This is a genomic window from Cronobacter sakazakii (assembly GCF_000982825.1).
In the GTDB taxonomy this organism is placed as follows: Bacteria; Pseudomonadota; Gammaproteobacteria; order Enterobacterales; family Enterobacteriaceae; genus Cronobacter; species Cronobacter sakazakii.
On record NZ_CP011047.1, the window covers coordinates 1,301,949 to 1,320,399 of the forward strand.

The following is an 18,451-nucleotide window of genomic DNA, read 5'->3' on the forward strand; positions in this document are numbered from 1 at the left end:
GGGCGGGGCAAACTAGCGAAAATTCTCCTTATTTTTGCTACAGGACTCCGATTTACTATGTCACAGCCCACCTTTAATCCGACCGAATTCGAGGCTGCGCTGACCCGTCAGTGGCAGCGTTTTGGTTTACACAGCGCCAAAGAAATGACGCAGCGCCAGTGGTGGCAGGCGGTCAGCGGCGCGCTCTCAGACATGCTCGTGGCGATCCCGGCGCATCAGCCGCAGGCGAAACAGCGCCACGTGAACTACATCTCGATGGAATTCCTGATTGGTCGTCTGACCGGCAACAACCTGCTCAATCTCGGCTGGCACGATGAGGTGAGCCGCATTCTGGAAAGCCACAATATCCATCTGGGCGATCTGCTGGAGCAGGAAACGGATCCGGCGCTTGGCAACGGTGGTCTGGGGCGTCTGGCGGCCTGCTTCCTGGATTCGATGGCGACCGTAGGACAGTCCGCGACCGGTTATGGACTGAACTACCAGTACGGTCTGTTCCGCCAGTCTTTTGAAGACGGCAAGCAGATGGAAGCGCCGGACGACTGGCACCGCCGCAGCTATCCGTGGTTTATCCATAACGAGGCGCTGGATGTGCAGGTCGGCATCGGCGGGAAAGTGGTCAAAGAGGGAAAAACCGCGCGCTGGGTGCCAGGGTTTATCATCACCGGCGAAGCGTGGGATCTGCCGGTGGTGGGCTATCGTAACAGCGTGGCGCAGCCGCTGCGTCTGTGGCAGGCGACGCACGCCCATCCGTTTGATCTGACCAAATTTAACGACGGCGATTTCCTGCGTGCCGAGCAGCAGGGCATCGACGCGGAAAAACTGACTAAAGTTCTCTACCCGAACGACAACCATCAGGCGGGTAAAAAGCTGCGCCTGATGCAGCAATATTTCCAGTGCGCCTGTTCCGTTGCCGATATTCTGCGCCGTCATCATCTGGCGGGCCGCAAGCTGGCCGAGCTGCCGGATCACGAAGTCATCCAGCTCAACGACACGCACCCGACCATCGCCATCCCGGAACTGCTGCGCGTGCTGATCGACGAGCATCAGCTGAGCTGGGACGACGCCTGGGCGATCACCAGCCGCACCTTCGCCTACACCAACCACACTCTGATGCCGGAAGCGCTGGAGTGCTGGGACGAGCGCCTGATCCGCACGCTGCTGCCGCGTCATATGCAGATAATCAAAGAGATCAACACGCGCTTTAAAAAACTGGTGACGAAAACCTGGCCGGGCGACGAGGCTGTCTGGGCGAAACTTGCCGTGGTACACAACGGCCAGGTGCGTATGGCGAACCTCTGCGTGGTGAGCGGCTTTGCGGTGAACGGCGTGGCAGCGCTGCACTCCGATCTGGTCGTCAAAGATCTGTTCCCGGAATATCACCAGCTCTGGCCGAATAAATTCCACAACGTGACCAACGGCATTACGCCGCGCCGCTGGATCAAACAGTGCAACCCGGCGCTGGCGGCACTTATCGACAAAACGCTGAAAAAAGAGTGGGTAAACGATCTCGACGCGCTGGCTGGCCTTGAGAAATATGCCGACGACGCGGCATTCCGCAAAGCTTACCGCACCATCAAGCAGGAAAATAAACAGCGTCTGGCGGCGTATATTCACGCCCGCACCGGCATTGAAATCAACCCGAACGCGCTGTTTGACGTGCAGATCAAACGCCTGCACGAGTACAAACGCCAGCATCTCAACCTGCTACACATCCTGGCGCTGTATAAAGAAATTCGCGAAAACCCGAACGCGAACCGCGTGCCGCGCGTCTTCCTGTTCGGCGCAAAAGCCGCGCCGGGTTACTACCTCGCGAAGAATATCATCTACGCTATCAACAAAGTCGCGCAGGCGGTGAATAACGATCCGCAGGTCGGCGATAAGCTGAAAGTGGTCTTCCTGCCGGATTACAACGTCTCGGTCGCCGAGATGATGATCCCGGCAGCGGATATCTCCGAGCAGATCTCGACTGCCGGCAAAGAGGCATCCGGTACCGGCAACATGAAGCTTGCGCTTAACGGCGCGCTTACCGTTGGCACGCTGGATGGCGCGAACGTCGAGATTGCTGAGCAGGTGGGCGAAGAGAATATCTTTATCTTCGGCCACACGGTTGAAGAAGTGAAAGCGCTGAAAGCCAAAGGGTATGACCCGGTGAAATGGCGCAAGAAAGACAAACTGCTGGATGAAGTGCTCAAAGAGCTGGAAAAAGGCGTCTACGCAAACGGCGACAAACACGCCTTCGATCAGATGCTGCATAGCCTCGGGAAACAGGGCGGCGACCCGTACCTGGTGATGGCGGACTTCGCGGCCTATGTTGAAGCCCAGAAGCAGGTGGATGTGCTCTACCGCGACCAGGAAGCCTGGACTCGTGCGGCAATCCTCAACACCGCGCGCTGCGGCATGTTCAGCTCTGACCGCTCCATCCGCGATTATCAGCAACGTATCTGGCAGGCAAAACGCTAAAGGAGCCGCCATGGAAAGCAAACGCCTTGACTCCTCCGCCCTTGCGGCGGGGATTAGCCCTAACTACATCAATGCGCACGGCAAACCGCAGGCGATTGGCGCTGAGACCAAACGGCGTTTGCTGGAAGCGATGAACCCGGAGGCCGCGCCGAAAGCGGCCGATAAATCGCCGCTGCCGCCGGTAAAAGTGGTGGCGAAGAGCCGCCGTATGCAGTTAACGCCGCAGGGCCGCGGCGATTACCACTGGCTGCTCACCAGCGAAACCGGCGAGCAGTTTAGCGGCAACGCGCGCGGCGGCGAGGCATTGACGCTCCCGGCGAAGCTTGACGAGGGGTATCACACGCTGACGCTCACGCGTGACGACAGCCGCTGGCACTGTCGGCTTATCGTCGCGCCGAAGCGCTGCTATGAGCCGCAGGCGCTGCGTGAGGGTAAAAAACTCTGGGGCGCGTGCGTCCAGCTTTATACGCTGCGCTCGCAAAATAACTGGGGCATCGGGGATTTCGGCGATCTGCAAGCGATGCTGAATGAAGTGGGCCCACGCGGCGGCGCGTTTATCGGTTTAAACCCGATTCACGCGCTTTATCCGGCGAACCCGGAGAGCGCAAGCCCGTACAGTCCGTCTTCTCGCCGCTGGCTTAACGTCATTTACATCGACGTGAACGCGGTGGAGGATTTCAGGCGCAGCGATGAGGCGCAGACGTGGTGGAAGCTTAAGTCCACGCAGCAGGCGCTGAAAGCCGCCCGGGAGTCGCAGTGGGTCGATTACTCCACCGTGACCATGCTCAAGCTCACCGCGCTGAAAATGGCTTGGGCGCGCTTCTCCACGCGCGGCCCGGATGATGACGATGTGGTGGCGTTTCGCGATTTCGTGGCGCGCGCGGGCGAAAGCCTCTACTGGCAGGCGGCGTTCGACGCCATTCACGCCTGGCAGGCGCAGGAAGATCCGATGCGCTGGGGCTGGCCCGCCTGGCCGAAAGCGTATCAGAACACCAGCAGCCCGGAAGTGCAGGCGTTTTGTAAAAACCGCGCTGATGAGGTCGATTTCTACCTCTGGCTGCAATGGCTCGCGTATGAGCAGTTTGCCCGCTGCTGGCAGACCAGTCAGTCGCACGGTATGCCGATCGGGCTGTATCGCGATCTGGCGGTCGGCGTGGCGGAAGGCGGCGCGGAAACCTGGTGCGACCGTGAGCTGTACTGTCTGAAAGCATCGGTTGGCGCGCCGCCGGATATTCTGGGGCCGCTCGGTCAGAACTGGGGCCTGCCGCCGATGGATCCGCACGTGATGCAGGCGCGCGCTTACGAGCCGTTTATCGAACTGCTGCGCGCCAACATGACGAATTGCGGCGCGCTGCGCATCGACCATGTGATGTCGCTGCTGCGTCTGTGGTGGATCCCCTATGGCGAAACGGCGGATAAAGGCGCTTATGTGCAGTATCCGGTCGACGATCTTCTGGCGATCCTCGCACTCGAAAGCCAGCGCCACCGCTGCATGGTGATCGGCGAAGATCTCGGTACGGTTCCGGCGGAAATTGTCGGCAAGCTGCGCGACAGCGGCGTCTATTCGTACAAAGTGCTCTACTTTGAAAACGAAGGCGGCAGCCGCTTCCGCGCGCCGAAGCGCTGGACGTCGCAGGCGATGGCGGTCGCGACCACGCACGATCTGCCGACGCTGCGCGGCTACTGGGAAAGCGGCGATTTAACGCTTGGGAAAACGCTCGGGCTTTATCCCGACGAAGAGGTGTTAAAGGGGCTGTACGCCGATCGCGAGCGGGCCAAACAGGGTTTGCTGGAGAGCCTGCACCAGCATGGCTGCCTGCCGAAACGCGCAGGGCATCACGCCGCGCGCATGAAAATGGGCGCCACGCTGAACCGCGCGCTCCAGCGCTATATCGCCGACAGCAACAGCGCGCTGCTCGGTCTGCAGCCGGAAGACTGGCTGGATATGGCGCAGCCGGTCAACGTGCCGGGCACCAGCGATCAGTATAAAAACTGGCGGCGCAAGCTCACCGTCGGGCTGGAAGCGATGTTTGCTGATGACACCGTGAACCGGTTGATTAAAGATCTGGATAAACGTCGCCGCGCCGCGTCGGCGGTTAAGCCAGCAAAACGTAAGTAATCGCTCGCCCCTGCGTCTTGCACATGCGCAGGGGCGACTATTTTTCACAGATGCAATAAAAAGCTTGCGTTGTGTGAGCCATCATGCGTTAATGCACTCCTCGGTTTGCGAGACAGACCCGTCGAAAAGCAGTTTAGTAAAGCAGTTCTCATTTCAAGTGTTATCCCAAGATATCCCTTCTTTTTGAGTCTCCTCCATAAGCGCTAAGTAAATTCTGTTATGCAGGCCACGCAACGCCGTAAGGCTCAATGATTTTTTAAGGTGATAACATGTCTGACAAAATGACTGGTTTAGTAAAATGGTTTAACGCGGAAAAAGGTTTCGGCTTCATCACTCCGGACAACGGCAGCAAGGACGTTTTCGTTCACTTCTCCGCTATCCAGAACAACGGCTTCAAAACCCTGGAAGAAGGCCAGAAGGTCTCTTTCTCCGTTGAAAGCGGCGCGAAAGGCCCGGCAGCTGCGAACGTAACTGCCATCTAATCGCTCGCTCTGCGCGGTTTCCGACAGCGATGACGGGTCAGCCCTGAGCAGTGAAATCGACGCAAAAAAGAACCCGCCTTGTGCGGGTTTTTTTATTCCGAGGATACGCGAAAAAAAAGCCCGCTGAAAGCGGGCTTTTTTAATGGCGGGCGATAGCGCTTAGTAGTAAGAGTGCTCGCCGCGCTGGTGTTCGGTGAGATCGCGCACGCCTTTGAGTTCCGGGAACTCGTTCAGCAGTTGCTTCTCAATACCTTCTTTCAGGGTCACGTCCACCATAGAACAGCCGTTACAGCCGCCGCCGAATTGCAAAATGGCGTAGCCTTCGTCGGTGATTTCCATCAGCGTGACACGACCGCCGTGGCCTGCCAGCTGCGGGTTAATCTGCGACTGCAGCATATACTCCACGCGCTCCATCAGCGGCGCGTCATCCGCCACTTTACGCATTTTCGCGTTAGGCGCTTTCAGCGTGAGCTGCGAGCCCAGCTGGTCGGTCACAAAATCGATTTCCGCATCTTCCAGATACGGCGCGCTCAGTTCGTCGACATACGCGGTGAGCAGGTCGAATTTCAGTGCGGTATCCGTAGCTTCCACGGCGTCGGGCGGGCAGTAAGACACGCCGCATTCAGCATTCGGGGTGCCTGGATTAATAACGAATACGCGGATCTGCGTCCCTTCTTCCTGGCTTGCCAGTAGCTTGGCAAAGTGTGCCTGGGCGGCATCGGAAATACGGATCATAGCAATGGCCTAATAGTTGACTATTTTAGTTGGTTATAATACGCCCATCATCGAGGCTCTACAAGGTTCGACACAGGCACCATACCTGGACAGTCGCCGCGCCGTTGCGCTTAAGCAGGCGCGCGATTTGGGCAACAGTACTCCCTGTTGTGACGACATCATCCACAATAACGATATGGAGACCCGCCACCGGTAATTCAACCCGGAAGGCGTTTTTCAGGTTGCTGCGCCGCTGGCGGGCGCTGAGCTGCCGTTGGGGCGGAGCCGCTTTGATTCGCGCTACCGCGTCCGGCGCGTAGCGTATCCCAAGCCAGCGTGACAGCGCCCTGGCGATAAGTGCGCTTTGGTTAAAACCACGCCGCCAGGCGCGTGTGCGGTGCAGTGGCACGCTGATGATAAGATCCGCTTTGGGAAGGGTGTCTGCGCGTTTCGCCGCCAGGATTTTTAACAGCAACAAACGGGCGAGTGCCGGCGCAAGCGCGGTACATCCCTGAAATTTCAACTGATGCACCAGCCCGCTTACCGGCGGCGCGTAATCGCTCGCGGCGAGCAGCCGTTGCCAGACGGGGGGCTTTTGCAGGCAGCGGCCGCATGGTTGCGTCTCAAGCGCGGCAGGCATGCCGCACTGTGGGCACACCGCCACCTGCCGCCGCCGCTGGCAGCGCGAACAAATTCCCCATCCCGGCACGCGCAGCGGCATCCGGCATAGCCAACACATCCCCGGTATTGTTAGCATGACGACCTCCTTGTACATCAATCATGAGAAGAGTAACGGATGAACGACATCTGGTGGCAGACCACGGGCGAAGGAAATTGTCATCTTGTGCTGCTGCACGGGTGGGGGCTGAATGCCGAAGTGTGGCGTTGCATTTCGCAGGAATTAAGCTCGCACTTTACGCTGCACCTGGTGGATCTGCCGGGTTACGGGCGCAGCCAGGGCTATGGCGCGCTGACGCTTGACGAGATGGCGCGTCTGGTGGCGAGCCGCGCGCCCGAACGCGCCATCTGGCTCGGCTGGAGCCTCGGCGGGCTGGTGGCAAGCCAGGTCGCGCTCAGTGAACCGTCGCGCGTTGACGCGCTGGTGACGGTCGCTTCATCGCCCTGTTTTCAGGCGGGTGCCGACTGGCCCGGCATCAAGCCGGAAGTTTTAAGCGGTTTTCAGCGTCAGCTGAGCGAGGATTTTCAGCGTACGGTCGAGCGTTTTCTCGCGCTGCAAACGCTCGGCACCGAGACGGCGCGCCAGGACGCGCGCGTGCTGAAATCCATCGTGCTGGCGCAGCCGATGCCTGGTGCTGACGTATTAAACGGCGGGCTGGAGATCCTGAAAACCGTCGATCTGCGCGAGGCGCTTACCGCCTGGCAGGGGCCGTTTTTACGCCTCTACGGCCGTCTCGACGGGTTGGTGCCGCGCAAGGTCGCTGCGCTGCTTGATGCACGTTTTCCTGACAGCGAATCGCAGGTATTTGAGAAAGCGGCTCATGCGCCGTTCATCTCTCACCCGCGCGAATTCTGCGATGCGCTGCTGGCGCTGAAGGCTCGCCTGGCAAACCGGTAAAAGCGCGCCATACTTTAGATGTCATTGTTATCGGGCGTTTTTATCCCGCCCTTCACATCATCTGAGCAGGGAGTCATTCATATGAAATTACGCACCGGTATGCTGTTGTCTGTGGTTGTGGGGTCGCTCTCTTTTGGCGCGATGGCGGCACAGGAGCTGCAAAAAGATAAAGTCAAAGAGATGAATCTCACCAAAATCGGCACTATCGTCTCTGACAAAGGCACCGCGCCGATGGATGCGAAAGCCGAACTGGTTAAGAAAGCCGATGAAATGGGTGGCAAATATTATGTCATCACCAGCGGCGAGAAAACCGGCAAAGACATTCACGCCACGGCGGATGTGTATAAATAACGCGTTTATCAATAAAAAGGGCGGGCATCAGGCCCGCCCTGTCTGTTAGCGCAATTGCCACACCTCTTTACGGCACGCCTTGCCTTCCGGGCAGTGGCGACAGCTACCGCTCAGGCAGCCCGACAGCCACTCCTCCTGACGTTCCGCTTTTCCCATCGCTTCCAGGCGACTGAGCATCGCGTTGACCAGCGGCAGCGGCGTCGCGAGCTGTTCACTGATACGCTGCGCGTCCATTCTGCCCGAGAGCGCCAGCAGATCGCGCACTTCGATTAGCGTTGCCATCAGTGACACTCTCCGGCGGTGGTTTCGCAGCAGCGCGCCTCGCGGCGTGGCGCCAGCAGGCTGACATCGACCCGGCTGCGCGCCCGGCGCAGCGCGGTCAGCAGCGCTATGTTAAACAATACCACCGCCAGCATCGCCGTCAGGCTAAAGAGCGGATGCGCCTGGAAAGTCGCGCCCTGGTAGAACAGGGTCGCCAGCGAATACGCGATATTCAGCCCCCAGAGAATCGAAAAGCCCATCCAGCCGCGGCTCGATTCACGAGCGATAGCGCCCATCACCGAAATGCAGGGAATGTAGAGCAGCACGAAGATCAGATAACTATAAGCGGCGGCTTCGCTGCCAAATTTCGCGCTCATCACGCCCATCGCGCCCGTTGCCATTTCGCCGTCGCCTTTGCTTGCCTCAATCGGGTTCGCCAGCACGCTCAGGCTAAAGGTATCTTTCAGGCTCTGCCAGGTTTCCGCCAGCGCGGCGGTCAGTTCGTCCTTCAGACTGAAACTGGCCGCGTCAAATGGCGCTTCATGAATATTCTCGGCGGTATAAAGCGTATTCAGCGTGCCGACGACCACTTCTTTCGCCATCGCGCCAGTGAATAACCCAACGGTGGCCTGCCAGTTATCTTCATGAACGCCGATCGGCGTTAAAAGCGGCGTCAGTACACGGCTGACGGAAGCCAGCGCGGAGTCGTTAATGTTGTCCACGGTCTTGCCGCTGAACGAAAAGCTATTCAGCGCGCCAATGAACACACTGACAATGACGATGACTTTCCCGGCGCGCAGCACGAAGCCTTTCAGACGCTGCCAGGTTTGCAGCAGCAGGCTTTTCAGGTGCGGTACGTGATAGACCGGCAGCTCCATCACGAACGGCGTGGCTTCGCCGCGCATGATCGTATATTTCAGCATCAGGCCGGTCAGGATGGCCATCACAATGCCGAGCAGATAGAGCGAGAAGACCACCAGCGCGCCCTGCTGGCCAAAAAAGGCAGCGGCAAACACGGCGAAAATCGCCAGACGCGCGCCGCAGGACATAAACGGCGCCATCATAATCGTCATCAGCCGTTCGCGCGGCGCATCGAGCGTACGGGCACCCATCACAGACGGCACGTTGCAGCCAAAGCCGACAATCAGCGGAACGAACGATTTACCCGGCAGGCCCAGCGCCTGCATCAGGCGATCCATCACAAACGCCGCGCGGGCCATATAACCCGAATCTTCAAGAAATGACAAAAACAGGTACATCATGCCTATCTGCGGCACAAGCGGCAGCACGGTATTTATACCGCCGCCAATCCCCTGGGCCAGGAACAGCGTCAGCCAGGCGGGAAAATGCAGCGTATAGCCGACCCATTGCAGCCCGTGAATGAACACGGCTACAGAACCCGCGTCGAAAATTGGCTGCAACGCGCCGCCGATGTTAATGGCGAGCAGAAACATCAGATACATCACGCCAAGAAAAATGGGCAGGCCCAGAAAGCGGTTGAGAATGATGTTATCCAGCGCGGCCGTGAGGCGGTGCGGTTCGGCGGTAAGGCTGTTGCTGACCGCATCGCAAATCGTCGAAATACTCTGATAACGGGCGTCAACGATGTGCAGCGCCGGGTCGTCAAGCTGGCTTGCAAGCTGTGCCTGGATTTGCGGAAGCCGTGCGGCGGCAGCGCCCGCGATGCCGCGGCTGTAAATATCGCCTTCAAGCATTTGCAGGGCGAGCCAGCGGCGCTGCTGGAGGGTGAGTTCGTGAGGCATCACCGCCGCCAGCGTTTCGGCCGCGTCAACGAGCGGGGCGGGGTAATGCACACGCTCGATAGTCTCGTTGCGCGTGTGACGGTCAAGCGTGAGCTTCAGGCTGTCTATCCCGCGTGCGCGGGTGGAGACCAGCGGCACCACCGGACAGCCGAGGCGTTTCGCCAGCGCGTCGATATCAATGCGAATATTTTGCTTTTCAGCGATATCGAGCATGTTGAGCGCGACCACGCACGGGATGCCGAGCTCCAGCAGTTGCAGCGTCAGGTAGAGGTTGCGCTCAAGGTTGGAGGCGTCCACCACGTTTATCAGCATGTCCGCCTCGCCGCTAAGGATGTAGTGGCAGGCGATCTGTTCATCGAGCGAGGTTTGTGAGGAGATGGTGGTCAGAGAGTAGGTGCCAGGCAAATCGACCAGCGTTACCTGATGATCGGTCGTCGCGAAGCTGCCTTCCTTGCGTTCGACCGTCACGCCGGCCCAGTTGCCCACGCGCTGCCGCGCACCGGTGAGCTGGTTAAACAGCGTGGTTTTGCCGGAGTTCGGATTGCCGATTAAGCCGATGGTTAATTTTTTCATTTGCGTTAACTCAACACAGAAATAGTTCAGCGGGCTGCTTCAACCTGCAAAAGCGCCAGATCTTTTTTTCGCAGCACCAGGCTTACGCGTCGGGTTTCGATATGAATCGGGTCACCCAGCGGAGCCACGCGTTTTACCTCAAACGATGAGCCCGGCAGCATGCCGAGAGACAATAGTTTTTGGCGATAGGCCGGGCTAATTTCCCGGGCGAAACCCGTAATTTTCCAGCTGCTATTAGGTGTGAATTGCATAGGACCTGCTTATTCCGAATGCGCTCAGCGGCGGTGAACCGTGGCGATACAGCGGCCGGGAGCCGATTATTGCGCGGGAAGGCGTTGTTTATCTGCTTAAGATGGTAATGAGAATGGTTTTTATCTTCAATAGAATATTGCAGCGCGGCGAGACTTTCTGAGGTTTATTTGTTCTGGCGCAAAAAAATGCGGCATGGGGTATTTGCAATAAAAGTTTTCAATTTATTTATGCTTTATTTTTCATTTAATTAAATTTAAACGTACAGACAATTTATTCCTGTGCGCGTTCGGCATGTTATTTATTAGTGCCTGTTGTTATTAAAATGAAAAATGTAACCGCGCACATGTTGGCGTTTATTTCCGGATGTGAGGCTTTTTAAGGCGGCGAGGTGTTTTACCTGTCGAAGAAAGGCGGGTGCGCTGCGCTTACCCACCCTACAAACACGCAAACTGCCCGTTATGGTGTGGTGGGTGCGCTGCGCTTACCCACCCTACGGAACCAAAACGCCTGCCGAAACGTAGGGCGGGTAAGCGAAGCGCACCCGCCAATGGCACCCTCCAAAAATAATAAAAAAGGCCGGTTTCCCGGCCTTTCTTGTTCCATAACTGCGGATTACCGCTTTTTACCGAACGCGGCGGCGAGCGCGTCGCTCATCGCGCTGTTGCCGCCTGCGCTGCTGTCGCGCGCCGGTTTACGGTTATTCTGCGCCGGACGCTTCTGCGCCTCGCGGCTACTTCCGCCGCCGCGCCGCGCGTTGCCTTCGCCGGGTTGCTCGTCAAGACGCATGGTTAGCGCGATACGCTTACGCGGCAAATCGACTTCCAGCACTTTCACCTTTACGATATCGCCCGCTTTCACCACGGTGTGCGGATCCTCGACGAATTTGTCGGAGAGCGACGAGATATGCACCAGACCATCCTGATGCACGCCGATATCCACAAACGCGCCGAAATTGGTCACGTTGGTCACCGCGCCTTCCAGCACCATGCCCGGCTGCAGATCGTTCATCGTCTCCACGCCTTCGGCGAACTGAGCGGTTTTGAACTCCGGGCGCGGGTCGCGGCCGGGTTTTTCCAGTTCTTTGATAATGTCGGTCACGGTCGGCACGCCGAAACGCTCATCGGTAAAATCTACCGCCTTCACGTTACGCAACGCGCTGCTGTTGCCCATCAGATCACGCAGCGACTGCTCCGTCGCCGCCAGAATGCGCTCCACCACCGGATAGGCTTCCGGGTGAACCGTTGAGGCGTCGAGTGGGTTATCGCCGTGGTTAATACGCAGGAAGCCCGCGCACTGCTCAAACGCTTTCGGCCCCAGACGGCTGACTTTCAGCAACTGCTGGCGGTTGCGGAACTGACCGTTCTCATCGCGCCAGGCCACAATATTTTGCGCCATCATGCGCGTCAGGCCCGCCACGCGGGTCAGCAGCGGCACCGACGCGGTGTTGAGATCGACGCCCACGGCGTTCACGCAGTCTTCCACCACCGCGTCCAGTTTACGCGCGAGCTGGCTCTGGCTGACGTCATGCTGATACTGGCCCACGCCGATAGATTTCGGGTCGATTTTCACCAGTTCCGCCAGAGGATCCTGCAGACGACGCGCGATAGAGACCGCGCCGCGCAGCGACACATCGAGATCCGGGAACTCCTGCGCCGCCAGCTCAGAGGCGGAATACACCGACGCACCCGCTTCGCTGACAATCACTTTCTGCGCCGTCACTTTCGGGAACTGCTTCTGCACGTCGAGGAAGAAACGCTCGGTTTCGCGCGAGGCGGTGCCGTTGCCGATAGCGACCAGCTCCACATTGTGCTTCTCGCACAGCGTGGCGATGACGACCGCCGCTTTCGCCGCCTGGCCGGTGTGCGGATAGACGGTATCGGTCGCGACCAGTTTGCCGGTGGCGTCAACCACCGCCACTTTAACGCCGGTACGCAGGCCCGGATCGAGGCCCATTGTGGCGCGCAGCCCGGCAGGCGCGGCCATCAGCAGGTCATGCAGGTTACGGGCGAACACGTTAATCGCCTCGTCTTCGGCGCGCTCGCGCAGTGTGCTCATCAGCTCGGTTTCCAGATGCATCAGCACTTTGATGCGCCAGGTCCAGCTCACCACGCCTTTACGCCAGCTGTCGGCCGGGGCGTTATTCAGGCGCAGGCCAAGATGATCGGTAATAATCTGTTCGCAGTAGCTTTCGCGCGGCGGCTCGTCGAATTGCGGGTCAGCGTTCAGCGAGAGCTGCAATACGCCCTCGTTGCGACCGCGGAACATCGCCAGCGCACGGTGCGACGGCACGGTGGCGATCGGTTCGTGATGGGCGAAGTAGTCGCGGAATTTCGCGCCTTCTTCCTCTTTGCCTGGCACCACGGTAGAAACCAGATGCGCGTTTTTCCACAGGTAGTCGCGCACTTTGGCGAGCAGCGCCGCGTCTTCGGCAAAGCGCTCCATCAGGATATAACGCGCGCCGTCGAGCGCGGCTTTGGTGTCGGCCACGCCGTTATCGGCGTTGATAAATTTTGCGGCTTCCGCTTCCGGGTCGTGAGACGGCTCGTTCCACAACAGGTCAGCGAGCGGCTCAAGGCCCGCTTCAATCGCTATCTGCCCGCGAGTACGGCGCTTCGGCTTGTAAGGCAGGTAGAGATCTTCAAGCTCGGTTTTGCTCTGGGTGCCGGTAATGGCCGCCTGAAGTTCATCGGTCAGTTTGCCCTGATCGGCAATCGATTTGAGGATAGCCGCACGGCGCTCTTCGAGTTCGCGCAGATAACCCAGACGCGTCTCCAGCTGGCGCAACTGGGTGTCGTCCAGACCGCCGGTGACCTCCTTACGATAACGTGCGATAAACGGCACGGTGTTCCCTTCATCAAGCAGGCGAATGGCAGCGTCTACCTGTTCAGCCCTGGCCTGAAGCTCACTGGCGATAATACGACTGAGCGAATCATTCATCATGGCAATATCATCTGTTATGTACAAAAAGTCAGGGCACAGTTATACGGACTGAAGGGTAAAAATGCCAGCCGTAGCCGCGCCCGCGGCGGGTTTCGGAGCTATCCGCAAAGGGCTACTTTACATACTCAATGGCGTTTACATACCAGGTGGCTTCGCCGCCCGGCGTCTGGACGGTCGCCACGTCGCCTTCCTCTTTTTTGAGCAGCGCGCGGGCCATAGGGGAGTCGATGGAGATGTAATCTTTGCGCCCGAAAATCTCGTCATAGCCGACGATACGAAAACGCTTCACGTCGCCGTCGTCATTTTCCACCTCAACCCAGGCACCGAAAAAGACTTTGCCTTCCTGCTGCGGCGAATAATCGACGATTTTCAGGTTCTCAAGGCATTTGGTGAGATAGCGCACGCGGCGGTCGATTTCGCGCAGGCGCTTTTTGTTGTACTGGTAATCGGCGTTTTCACTGCGATCGCCAAGACTTGCCGCCCAGGTCACTTTTTTGGTGACTTCGGGCCGCTCCTCGCGCCACAGATAATCGAGCTCTTTTTTCAGTTTTTCGTAGCCTTCGCGGGTTATTAACGGCGTTTTCATCGGCTGGCCTTCGCTGAGAATTTTAACGTCCGTACCTTAGCGGGCGCGGTAGCGAATGTGAAGCGCCTGGCGCGTGAAAACGCGCCTGTTCCACATGCCAGAAACAACCCGGCCAGCATACGAAATGCGCCAGTTCGTTTATGATGAAAGCTGAGGTTAGCAGCGTCGTCATATCGCCCCCTGGGGATACGTCGGTTTTGTGATGAAAAGTGAAGATAAGCTGCTGTTAAATATGCTTTGTAACAATTTCGACTACAATATATACCAGATTTAACTCACCGGCTGACGCACACTTTTTTAGAATGGCGTTACAACTGTTTGAGCCTTTGGGAGTAAACACAATGCAGGAAAATTACAAGATTCTGGTGGTGGATGACGATATGCGCCTGCGCGCGCTGCTTGAGCGTTACCTCACCGAGCAGGGCTTCCAGGTGCGCAGCGTGGCAAACGCCGAACAGATGGACCGCCTACTGACCCGCGAGTCCTTCCACCTGATGGTGCTTGATCTGATGCTTCCTGGTGAAGACGGGCTTTCTATCTGCCGCCGTCTGCGCAGCCAGAGCAACCCGATGCCTATCATCATGGTCACCGCGAAAGGCGAAGAGGTCGATCGTATCGTGGGGCTGGAGATTGGCGCCGACGACTATATTCCTAAACCGTTCAACCCGCGTGAGCTGCTGGCCCGTATCCGCGCGGTTCTGCGCCGTCAGGCCAACGAACTGCCGGGCGCGCCGTCGCAGGAAGAAGCGATTATCGCCTTCGGGAAATTCAAGCTCAATCTCGGTACCCGCGAGATGTTCCGTGAAGATGAGCCGATGCCGCTTACCAGCGGTGAATTCGCCGTCCTGAAAGCGCTGGTCAGCCACCCGCGCGAGCCGCTGTCGCGCGATAAGCTGATGAACCTGGCGCGCGGCCGTGAATACTCCGCGATGGAGCGCTCCATCGACGTGCAGATCTCCCGTCTGCGCCGCATGGTGGAAGAAGATCCGGCGCATCCGCGCTATATCCAGACCGTCTGGGGCCTGGGCTACGTTTTTGTGCCGGACGGCGCTAAAGCATGAGGAAGCTGCGCTTCTCGCCTCGCAGTTCTTTTGCCCGCACGCTGCTTCTTATCGTCACCCTGCTGTTCGCAAGCCTGGTGACGACTTACCTGGTGGTGCTTAACTTCGCCATCCTGCCGAGCCTCCAGCAGTTTAATAAAGTCCTGGCCTACGAAGTGCGTATGCTGATGACCGATAAACTGCAGCTGGAGGACGGGACGCAGCTGGTGGTGCCGCCGGCGTTTCGTCGGGAGATCTACCGCGAGCTGGGGATTTCGCTTTATGCCAACGAGGCGGCGGAAGAGGCGGGTTTGCGCTGGGCGCAGCATTATGAGTTCTTAAGCCAGCAGATGGCGCAGCAGCTTGGCGGCCCGACGGAAGTGCGCGTCGAGGTCAATAAAAGCTCGCCGGTGGTGTGGCTGAAAACCTGGCTGTCGCCCAACATCTGGGTGCGCGTACCGCTCACCGAAATCCATCAGGGCGATTTCTCGCCGCTGTTTCGCTATACGCTCGCGATTATGCTGCTGGCGATTGGCGGGGCCTGGCTGTTTATCCGCATTCAGAACCGGCCGTTGGTGGAGCTGGAGCACGCCGCGCTGCAGGTCGGTAAAGGCATTATTCCGCCGCCGCTGCGCGAATATGGCGCTTCCGAAGTGCGTTCGGTGACGCGCGCGTTTAACCATATGGCGGCAGGCGTGAAGCAACTGGCGGACGACCGCACGCTGCTGATGGCGGGCGTCAGTCACGATTTACGCACGCCGCTGACGCGAATTCGCCTCGCCACCGAAATGATGAGCGAAGGCGACGGCTATCTGGCGGAATCTATCAATAAAGATATCGAAGAGTGCAACGACATCATCGAGCAGTTTATTGACTACCTGCGCACCGGGCAGGAGATGCCGCTGGAAACCGCCGATCTTAACGCGGTGCTGGGCGAGGTGATCGCCTCGGAAAGCGGCTATGAGCGTGAGATAGAAACAGCGCTGCAAAGCGGCGAGATCCCGCTGCGCATTCATCCGCTCTCTATCAAGCGCGCCGTGGCGAATATGGTGGTCAACGCCGCGCGCTACGGTAACGGCTGGATCAAAGTGAGTAGCGGCACGGAACTCAACCGCGCCTGGTTTCAGGTGGAAGATGACGGGCCGGGCATTGAGCCTGCCCAGCTCAAGCACCTGCTGCAGCCGTTTGTGCGCGGCGACAGCGCCCGCAGCACCAGCGGCACCGGGCTGGGGCTCGCGATTGTGCAACGTATTATCGACAATCACCACGGCCTGCTGGATATCGGCAAGAGCGAGCGCGGTGGGTTACGCATTCGCGCCTGGCTGCCGGTGCCGGTAGGCACGACGGTAGTTAAAAACAGCTAGTTTTCTCTTCACGCCATAAAAAAACGGCTCCTTTACGGAGCCGTTTTTACATTTAACCCGTTAGCGCTGTGGGCCTGCGCTCACCAGCGCGGCACCGGCAGGCGTGTCGGTGTATTTCTCAAAGTTGCTGATAAAGAGCTGCGCCAGCTGCTGCGCTTTCTCCTGCCACTGTTCCGGCGAGGCGTAGGTATTGCGTGGGTCGAGAATGCGTTCATCGACGCCCGGCAGACTGGTCGGAATCGCCAGATTAAACAGCGGCAGCGTAAAGGTTTCCGCGTCGTCCAGCGAACCATTGAGGATGGCGTCGATAATCGCGCGGGTATCCTTAATGGAGATGCGTTTGCCGGTGCCGTTCCAGCCGGTATTGACCAGATACGCCTGCGCGCCCGCCGCCTGCATACGTTTTACCAGCACTTCAGAGTACTGCGTCGGGTGAAGCATCAGGAACGCTGCGCCGAAACAGGCCGAGAAGGTCGGCGTCGGCTCGGTCACGCCGCGCTCGGTGCCCGCCAGTTTCGCCGTAAAGCCGGAGAGAAAGTGATACTGCGTCTGGCTGGCCGTCAGGCGCGATACCGGCGGCAGAACGCCGAACGCATCGGCGGTCAGGAAGATAACTTTCGTCGCGTGGCCCGCTTTCGACACCGGCTTCACGATGTTATCGATGTGGTAAATCGGGTAGGAGACGCGGGTGTTTTCGGTTTTAGAGGCATCGTCAAAATCGATGCTGCCGTCGTCACGCACGGTGACGTTTTCCAGCAGCGCGTCGCGTCGAATGGCGTGATAGATATCCGGCTCGGCTTCTTCGGAGAGGCGAATGGTTTTGGCATAGCAGCCGCCCTCGAAGTTAAACACGCCGTCATCGTCCCAGCCGTGTTCGTCATCGCCAATAAGGCGGCGTTTCGGATCGGTGGAAAGCGTCGTCTTGCCGGTGCCGGAGAGGCCAAAGAATACCGCTACATCGCCTTTTTCACCGACGTTCGCCGAGCAGTGCATCGAGGCGATGCCTTTCAGCGGCAGCAGGTAGTTCATAATCGAGAACATGCCTTTTTTCATCTCGCCGCCGTACCAGGTGCCGCCAATCAGCTGCATCCGTTCGGTCAGGTTAAAGGCTACAAAGTTCTCGGAATTCAGCCCCTGCGCCTGCCAGTCCGGGTTCGTGCATTTCGCGCCGTTCATCACGATGAAATCCGGCTCGAAGCCTTCCAGTTCATCATCGGACGGGCGAATAAACATGTTTTTAACGAAATGCGCCTGCCAGGCCACTTCGGTAATAAAACGCACCGACAGGCGGCTGTCCGGATTGGCACCGCAAAAAGCGTCGATGATGAAAAGACGTTTACCGGAGAGCTGCTGCGTCACCAGGCCTTTCAGATGCTGCCAGGTTTCTGGCGTCAGCGGTTTGTTGTCGTTTTTGCCTTTGCCGTTATCGGACCACCACAGCGTATCGCGCGTGGTGTCGTCGCGAACGATGTATTTATCCTTCGGCGAACGGCCGGTAAAAATGCCCGTGTCGACGGCGACCGCACCCAGATCCGTCAGTACCCCGCGCTCGTAACCCTCAAGCGACGGGTCAAGCTCTTCGCGATAAAGGGTGTCGTAATCGGGGTTATAAACCACCTCCTGGACGTCGTTGATACCGTAAGCCTTGAGATCCTGCGGGGTTATGCCTGTAACTCGCATTTCACTGCTCCTTAGCCAATTTATACTATCTGAAAGTGTAGGGTCATTCCGGGGACGTTAACCGCGACAGGCTTCATAGATTTACGTTACTGATGGGTTGCCAGGCGCGCCATAGTGGAAAATTCTGTGAGACCGGTCACGACGGGTCTCAGAGTATGGCAACATTTTATCTGTGTACGCGTTAATTGTTCCGAATATGTTATAAAAGCCACCCGCCAAACCCGCACTTTGTGACTGTAAGCGCTTTCCTGAAGAAAATTATCTTTTCTGTGAAAACCAAAACCGGCGGG

General features: G+C 58.2%; 15 protein-coding genes. 7 read left to right on the forward strand and 8 right to left on the reverse strand.

The features are described 5' to 3' along the window. The first annotated feature begins 57 nt into the window (after positions 1-57). The 3 genes from malP to cspE all read left to right on the forward strand — a co-directional run bounded on the left by malP (position 58) and on the right by cspE (position 5,061). Positions 58-2,460 carry a maltodextrin phosphorylase gene (gene malP / locus CSK29544_RS06025; protein ID WP_029039085.1) on the forward strand — a complete coding sequence of 801 codons (2,403 nt, stop codon included), beginning with the start codon at positions 58-60 and terminating at the stop codon, positions 2,458-2,460. Between the two features lie 10 nt (positions 2,461-2,470). Continuing rightward, positions 2,471-4,579, forward strand: a complete 2,109-nt coding sequence (gene malQ, locus CSK29544_RS06030; protein WP_007899821.1) for a 4-alpha-glucanotransferase — start codon at positions 2,471-2,473, stop codon at positions 4,577-4,579. 269 nt (positions 4,580-4,848) lie between these two features. Further along, positions 4,849-5,061, forward strand: a complete 213-nt coding sequence (gene cspE, locus CSK29544_RS06035; RefSeq protein WP_004386389.1) for a transcription antiterminator/RNA stability regulator CspE — start codon at positions 4,849-4,851, stop codon at positions 5,059-5,061. Between the two features lie 159 nt (positions 5,062-5,220). Here cspE and nfuA read toward each other — a convergent pair whose 3' ends face one another. Further along, positions 5,221-5,796 (reverse strand): Fe-S biogenesis protein NfuA, encoded by a 576-nt coding sequence (nfuA, locus tag CSK29544_RS06040; protein WP_004386390.1) that lies wholly within the window; start codon positions 5,794-5,796, stop codon positions 5,221-5,223. A gap of 58 nt (positions 5,797-5,854) precedes the next feature. Further along, positions 5,855-6,532 carry a DNA utilization protein GntX gene (gene gntX, locus CSK29544_RS06045; protein ID WP_029039084.1) on the reverse strand — a complete coding sequence of 226 codons (678 nt, stop codon included), beginning with the start codon at positions 6,530-6,532 and terminating at the stop codon, positions 5,855-5,857. 39 nt (positions 6,533-6,571) lie between these two features. Here gntX and bioH point away from each other — a divergent pair, with 39 nt between their 5' ends. Together bioH and CSK29544_RS06055 are read left to right on the forward strand one after the other, a co-directional pair. Next, positions 6,572-7,351 (forward strand): pimeloyl-ACP methyl ester esterase BioH, encoded by a 780-nt coding sequence (gene bioH / locus CSK29544_RS06050; RefSeq protein WP_007899815.1) that lies wholly within the window; start codon positions 6,572-6,574, stop codon positions 7,349-7,351. An 81-nt stretch (positions 7,352-7,432) separates the two neighbouring features. Next, entirely contained in the window at positions 7,433-7,702 is a 270-nt protein-coding gene (locus tag CSK29544_RS06055) for a YdgH/BhsA/McbA-like domain containing protein (protein WP_004386392.1), read from the forward strand. Positions 7,703-7,747: 45 nt separating this feature from the next. Here the strand turns inward: CSK29544_RS06055 and feoC are convergent, their stop codons facing one another. The 5 genes from feoC to greB form a co-directional block, all read right to left on the reverse strand. After that, entirely contained in the window at positions 7,748-7,984 is a 237-nt protein-coding gene (feoC, locus tag CSK29544_RS06060; protein WP_004386393.1) for a [Fe-S]-dependent transcriptional repressor FeoC, read from the reverse strand. Next, on the reverse strand, positions 7,984-10,299 hold the full coding sequence (gene feoB, locus CSK29544_RS06065; protein WP_007899809.1) for a Fe(2+) transporter permease subunit FeoB: 2,316 nt from the start codon (positions 10,297-10,299) through the stop codon (positions 7,984-7,986). Before feoB ends, feoC begins: the two co-directional genes overlap by 1 nt. A gap of 26 nt (positions 10,300-10,325) precedes the next feature. Next, a complete protein-coding gene (gene feoA / locus CSK29544_RS06070) occupies positions 10,326-10,550 on the reverse strand; it encodes a ferrous iron transporter A (RefSeq protein ID WP_004386395.1) in 225 nt (74 codons plus the stop codon). A gap of 613 nt (positions 10,551-11,163) precedes the next feature. Next, entirely contained in the window at positions 11,164-13,491 is a 2,328-nt protein-coding gene (locus CSK29544_RS06075; RefSeq protein ID WP_007899804.1) for a Tex family protein, read from the reverse strand. A 112-nt stretch (positions 13,492-13,603) separates the two neighbouring features. After that, on the reverse strand, positions 13,604-14,077 hold the full coding sequence (gene greB, locus CSK29544_RS06080) for a transcription elongation factor GreB (RefSeq protein ID WP_004385524.1): 474 nt from the start codon (positions 14,075-14,077) through the stop codon (positions 13,604-13,606). Between the two features lie 341 nt (positions 14,078-14,418). On the opposite strand from greB, the gene ompR reads away from it, so the two are divergent. Together ompR and envZ are read left to right on the forward strand one after the other, a co-directional pair. Beyond that, positions 14,419-15,138 (forward strand): osmolarity response regulator transcription factor OmpR, encoded by a 720-nt coding sequence (gene ompR / locus CSK29544_RS06085; protein WP_004385525.1) that lies wholly within the window; start codon positions 14,419-14,421, stop codon positions 15,136-15,138. Next, positions 15,135-16,481: a two-component system sensor histidine kinase EnvZ gene (gene envZ / locus CSK29544_RS06090; protein ID WP_004385526.1), complete on the forward strand. Its 1,347-nt coding sequence runs from the start codon at positions 15,135-15,137 to the stop codon at positions 16,479-16,481. The genes ompR and envZ overlap by 4 nt, the downstream gene beginning before the upstream one ends. A 60-nt stretch (positions 16,482-16,541) precedes the next feature. Here the strand turns inward: envZ and pckA are convergent, their stop codons facing one another. Then, the gene (pckA, locus tag CSK29544_RS06095; RefSeq protein ID WP_007797082.1) at positions 16,542-18,161 is read right to left on the reverse strand and encodes a phosphoenolpyruvate carboxykinase (ATP); all 1,620 of its coding nucleotides are present in this window, start codon (positions 18,159-18,161) and stop codon (positions 16,542-16,544) included. Between the last annotated feature and the right edge of the window lie 290 nt (positions 18,162-18,451).

Coding starts and splice junctions, on each gene's coding strand:
- bioH (WP_007899815.1), top strand. CDS start 6,572: ATGAACGACATCTGGTGGCAGACCACGGGCGAAGGAAATTGTCATCTT.
- nfuA (WP_004386390.1), bottom strand. CDS start 5,796: ATGATCCGTATTTCCGATGCCGCCCAGGCACACTTTGCCAAGCTACTG.
- gntX (WP_029039084.1), bottom strand. CDS start 6,532: ATGCTAACAATACCGGGGATGTGTTGGCTATGCCGGATGCCGCTGCGC.
- feoB (WP_007899809.1), bottom strand. CDS start 10,299: ATGAAAAAATTAACCATCGGCTTAATCGGCAATCCGAACTCCGGCAAA.
- CSK29544_RS06055 (WP_004386392.1), top strand. CDS start 7,433: ATGAAATTACGCACCGGTATGCTGTTGTCTGTGGTTGTGGGGTCGCTC.
- ompR (WP_004385525.1), top strand. CDS start 14,419: ATGCAGGAAAATTACAAGATTCTGGTGGTGGATGACGATATGCGCCTG.
- envZ (WP_004385526.1), top strand. CDS start 15,135: ATGAGGAAGCTGCGCTTCTCGCCTCGCAGTTCTTTTGCCCGCACGCTG.
- pckA (WP_007797082.1), bottom strand. CDS start 18,161: ATGCGAGTTACAGGCATAACCCCGCAGGATCTCAAGGCTTACGGTATC.
- cspE (WP_004386389.1), top strand. CDS start 4,849: ATGTCTGACAAAATGACTGGTTTAGTAAAATGGTTTAACGCGGAAAAA.
- malQ (WP_007899821.1), top strand. CDS start 2,471: ATGGAAAGCAAACGCCTTGACTCCTCCGCCCTTGCGGCGGGGATTAGC.
- malP (WP_029039085.1), top strand. CDS start 58: ATGTCACAGCCCACCTTTAATCCGACCGAATTCGAGGCTGCGCTGACC.
- feoC (WP_004386393.1), bottom strand. CDS start 7,984: ATGGCAACGCTAATCGAAGTGCGCGATCTGCTGGCGCTCTCGGGCAGA.
- greB (WP_004385524.1), bottom strand. CDS start 14,077: ATGAAAACGCCGTTAATAACCCGCGAAGGCTACGAAAAACTGAAAAAA.
- CSK29544_RS06075 (WP_007899804.1), bottom strand. CDS start 13,491: ATGATGAATGATTCGCTCAGTCGTATTATCGCCAGTGAGCTTCAGGCC.
- feoA (WP_004386395.1), bottom strand. CDS start 10,550: ATGCAATTCACACCTAATAGCAGCTGGAAAATTACGGGTTTCGCCCGG.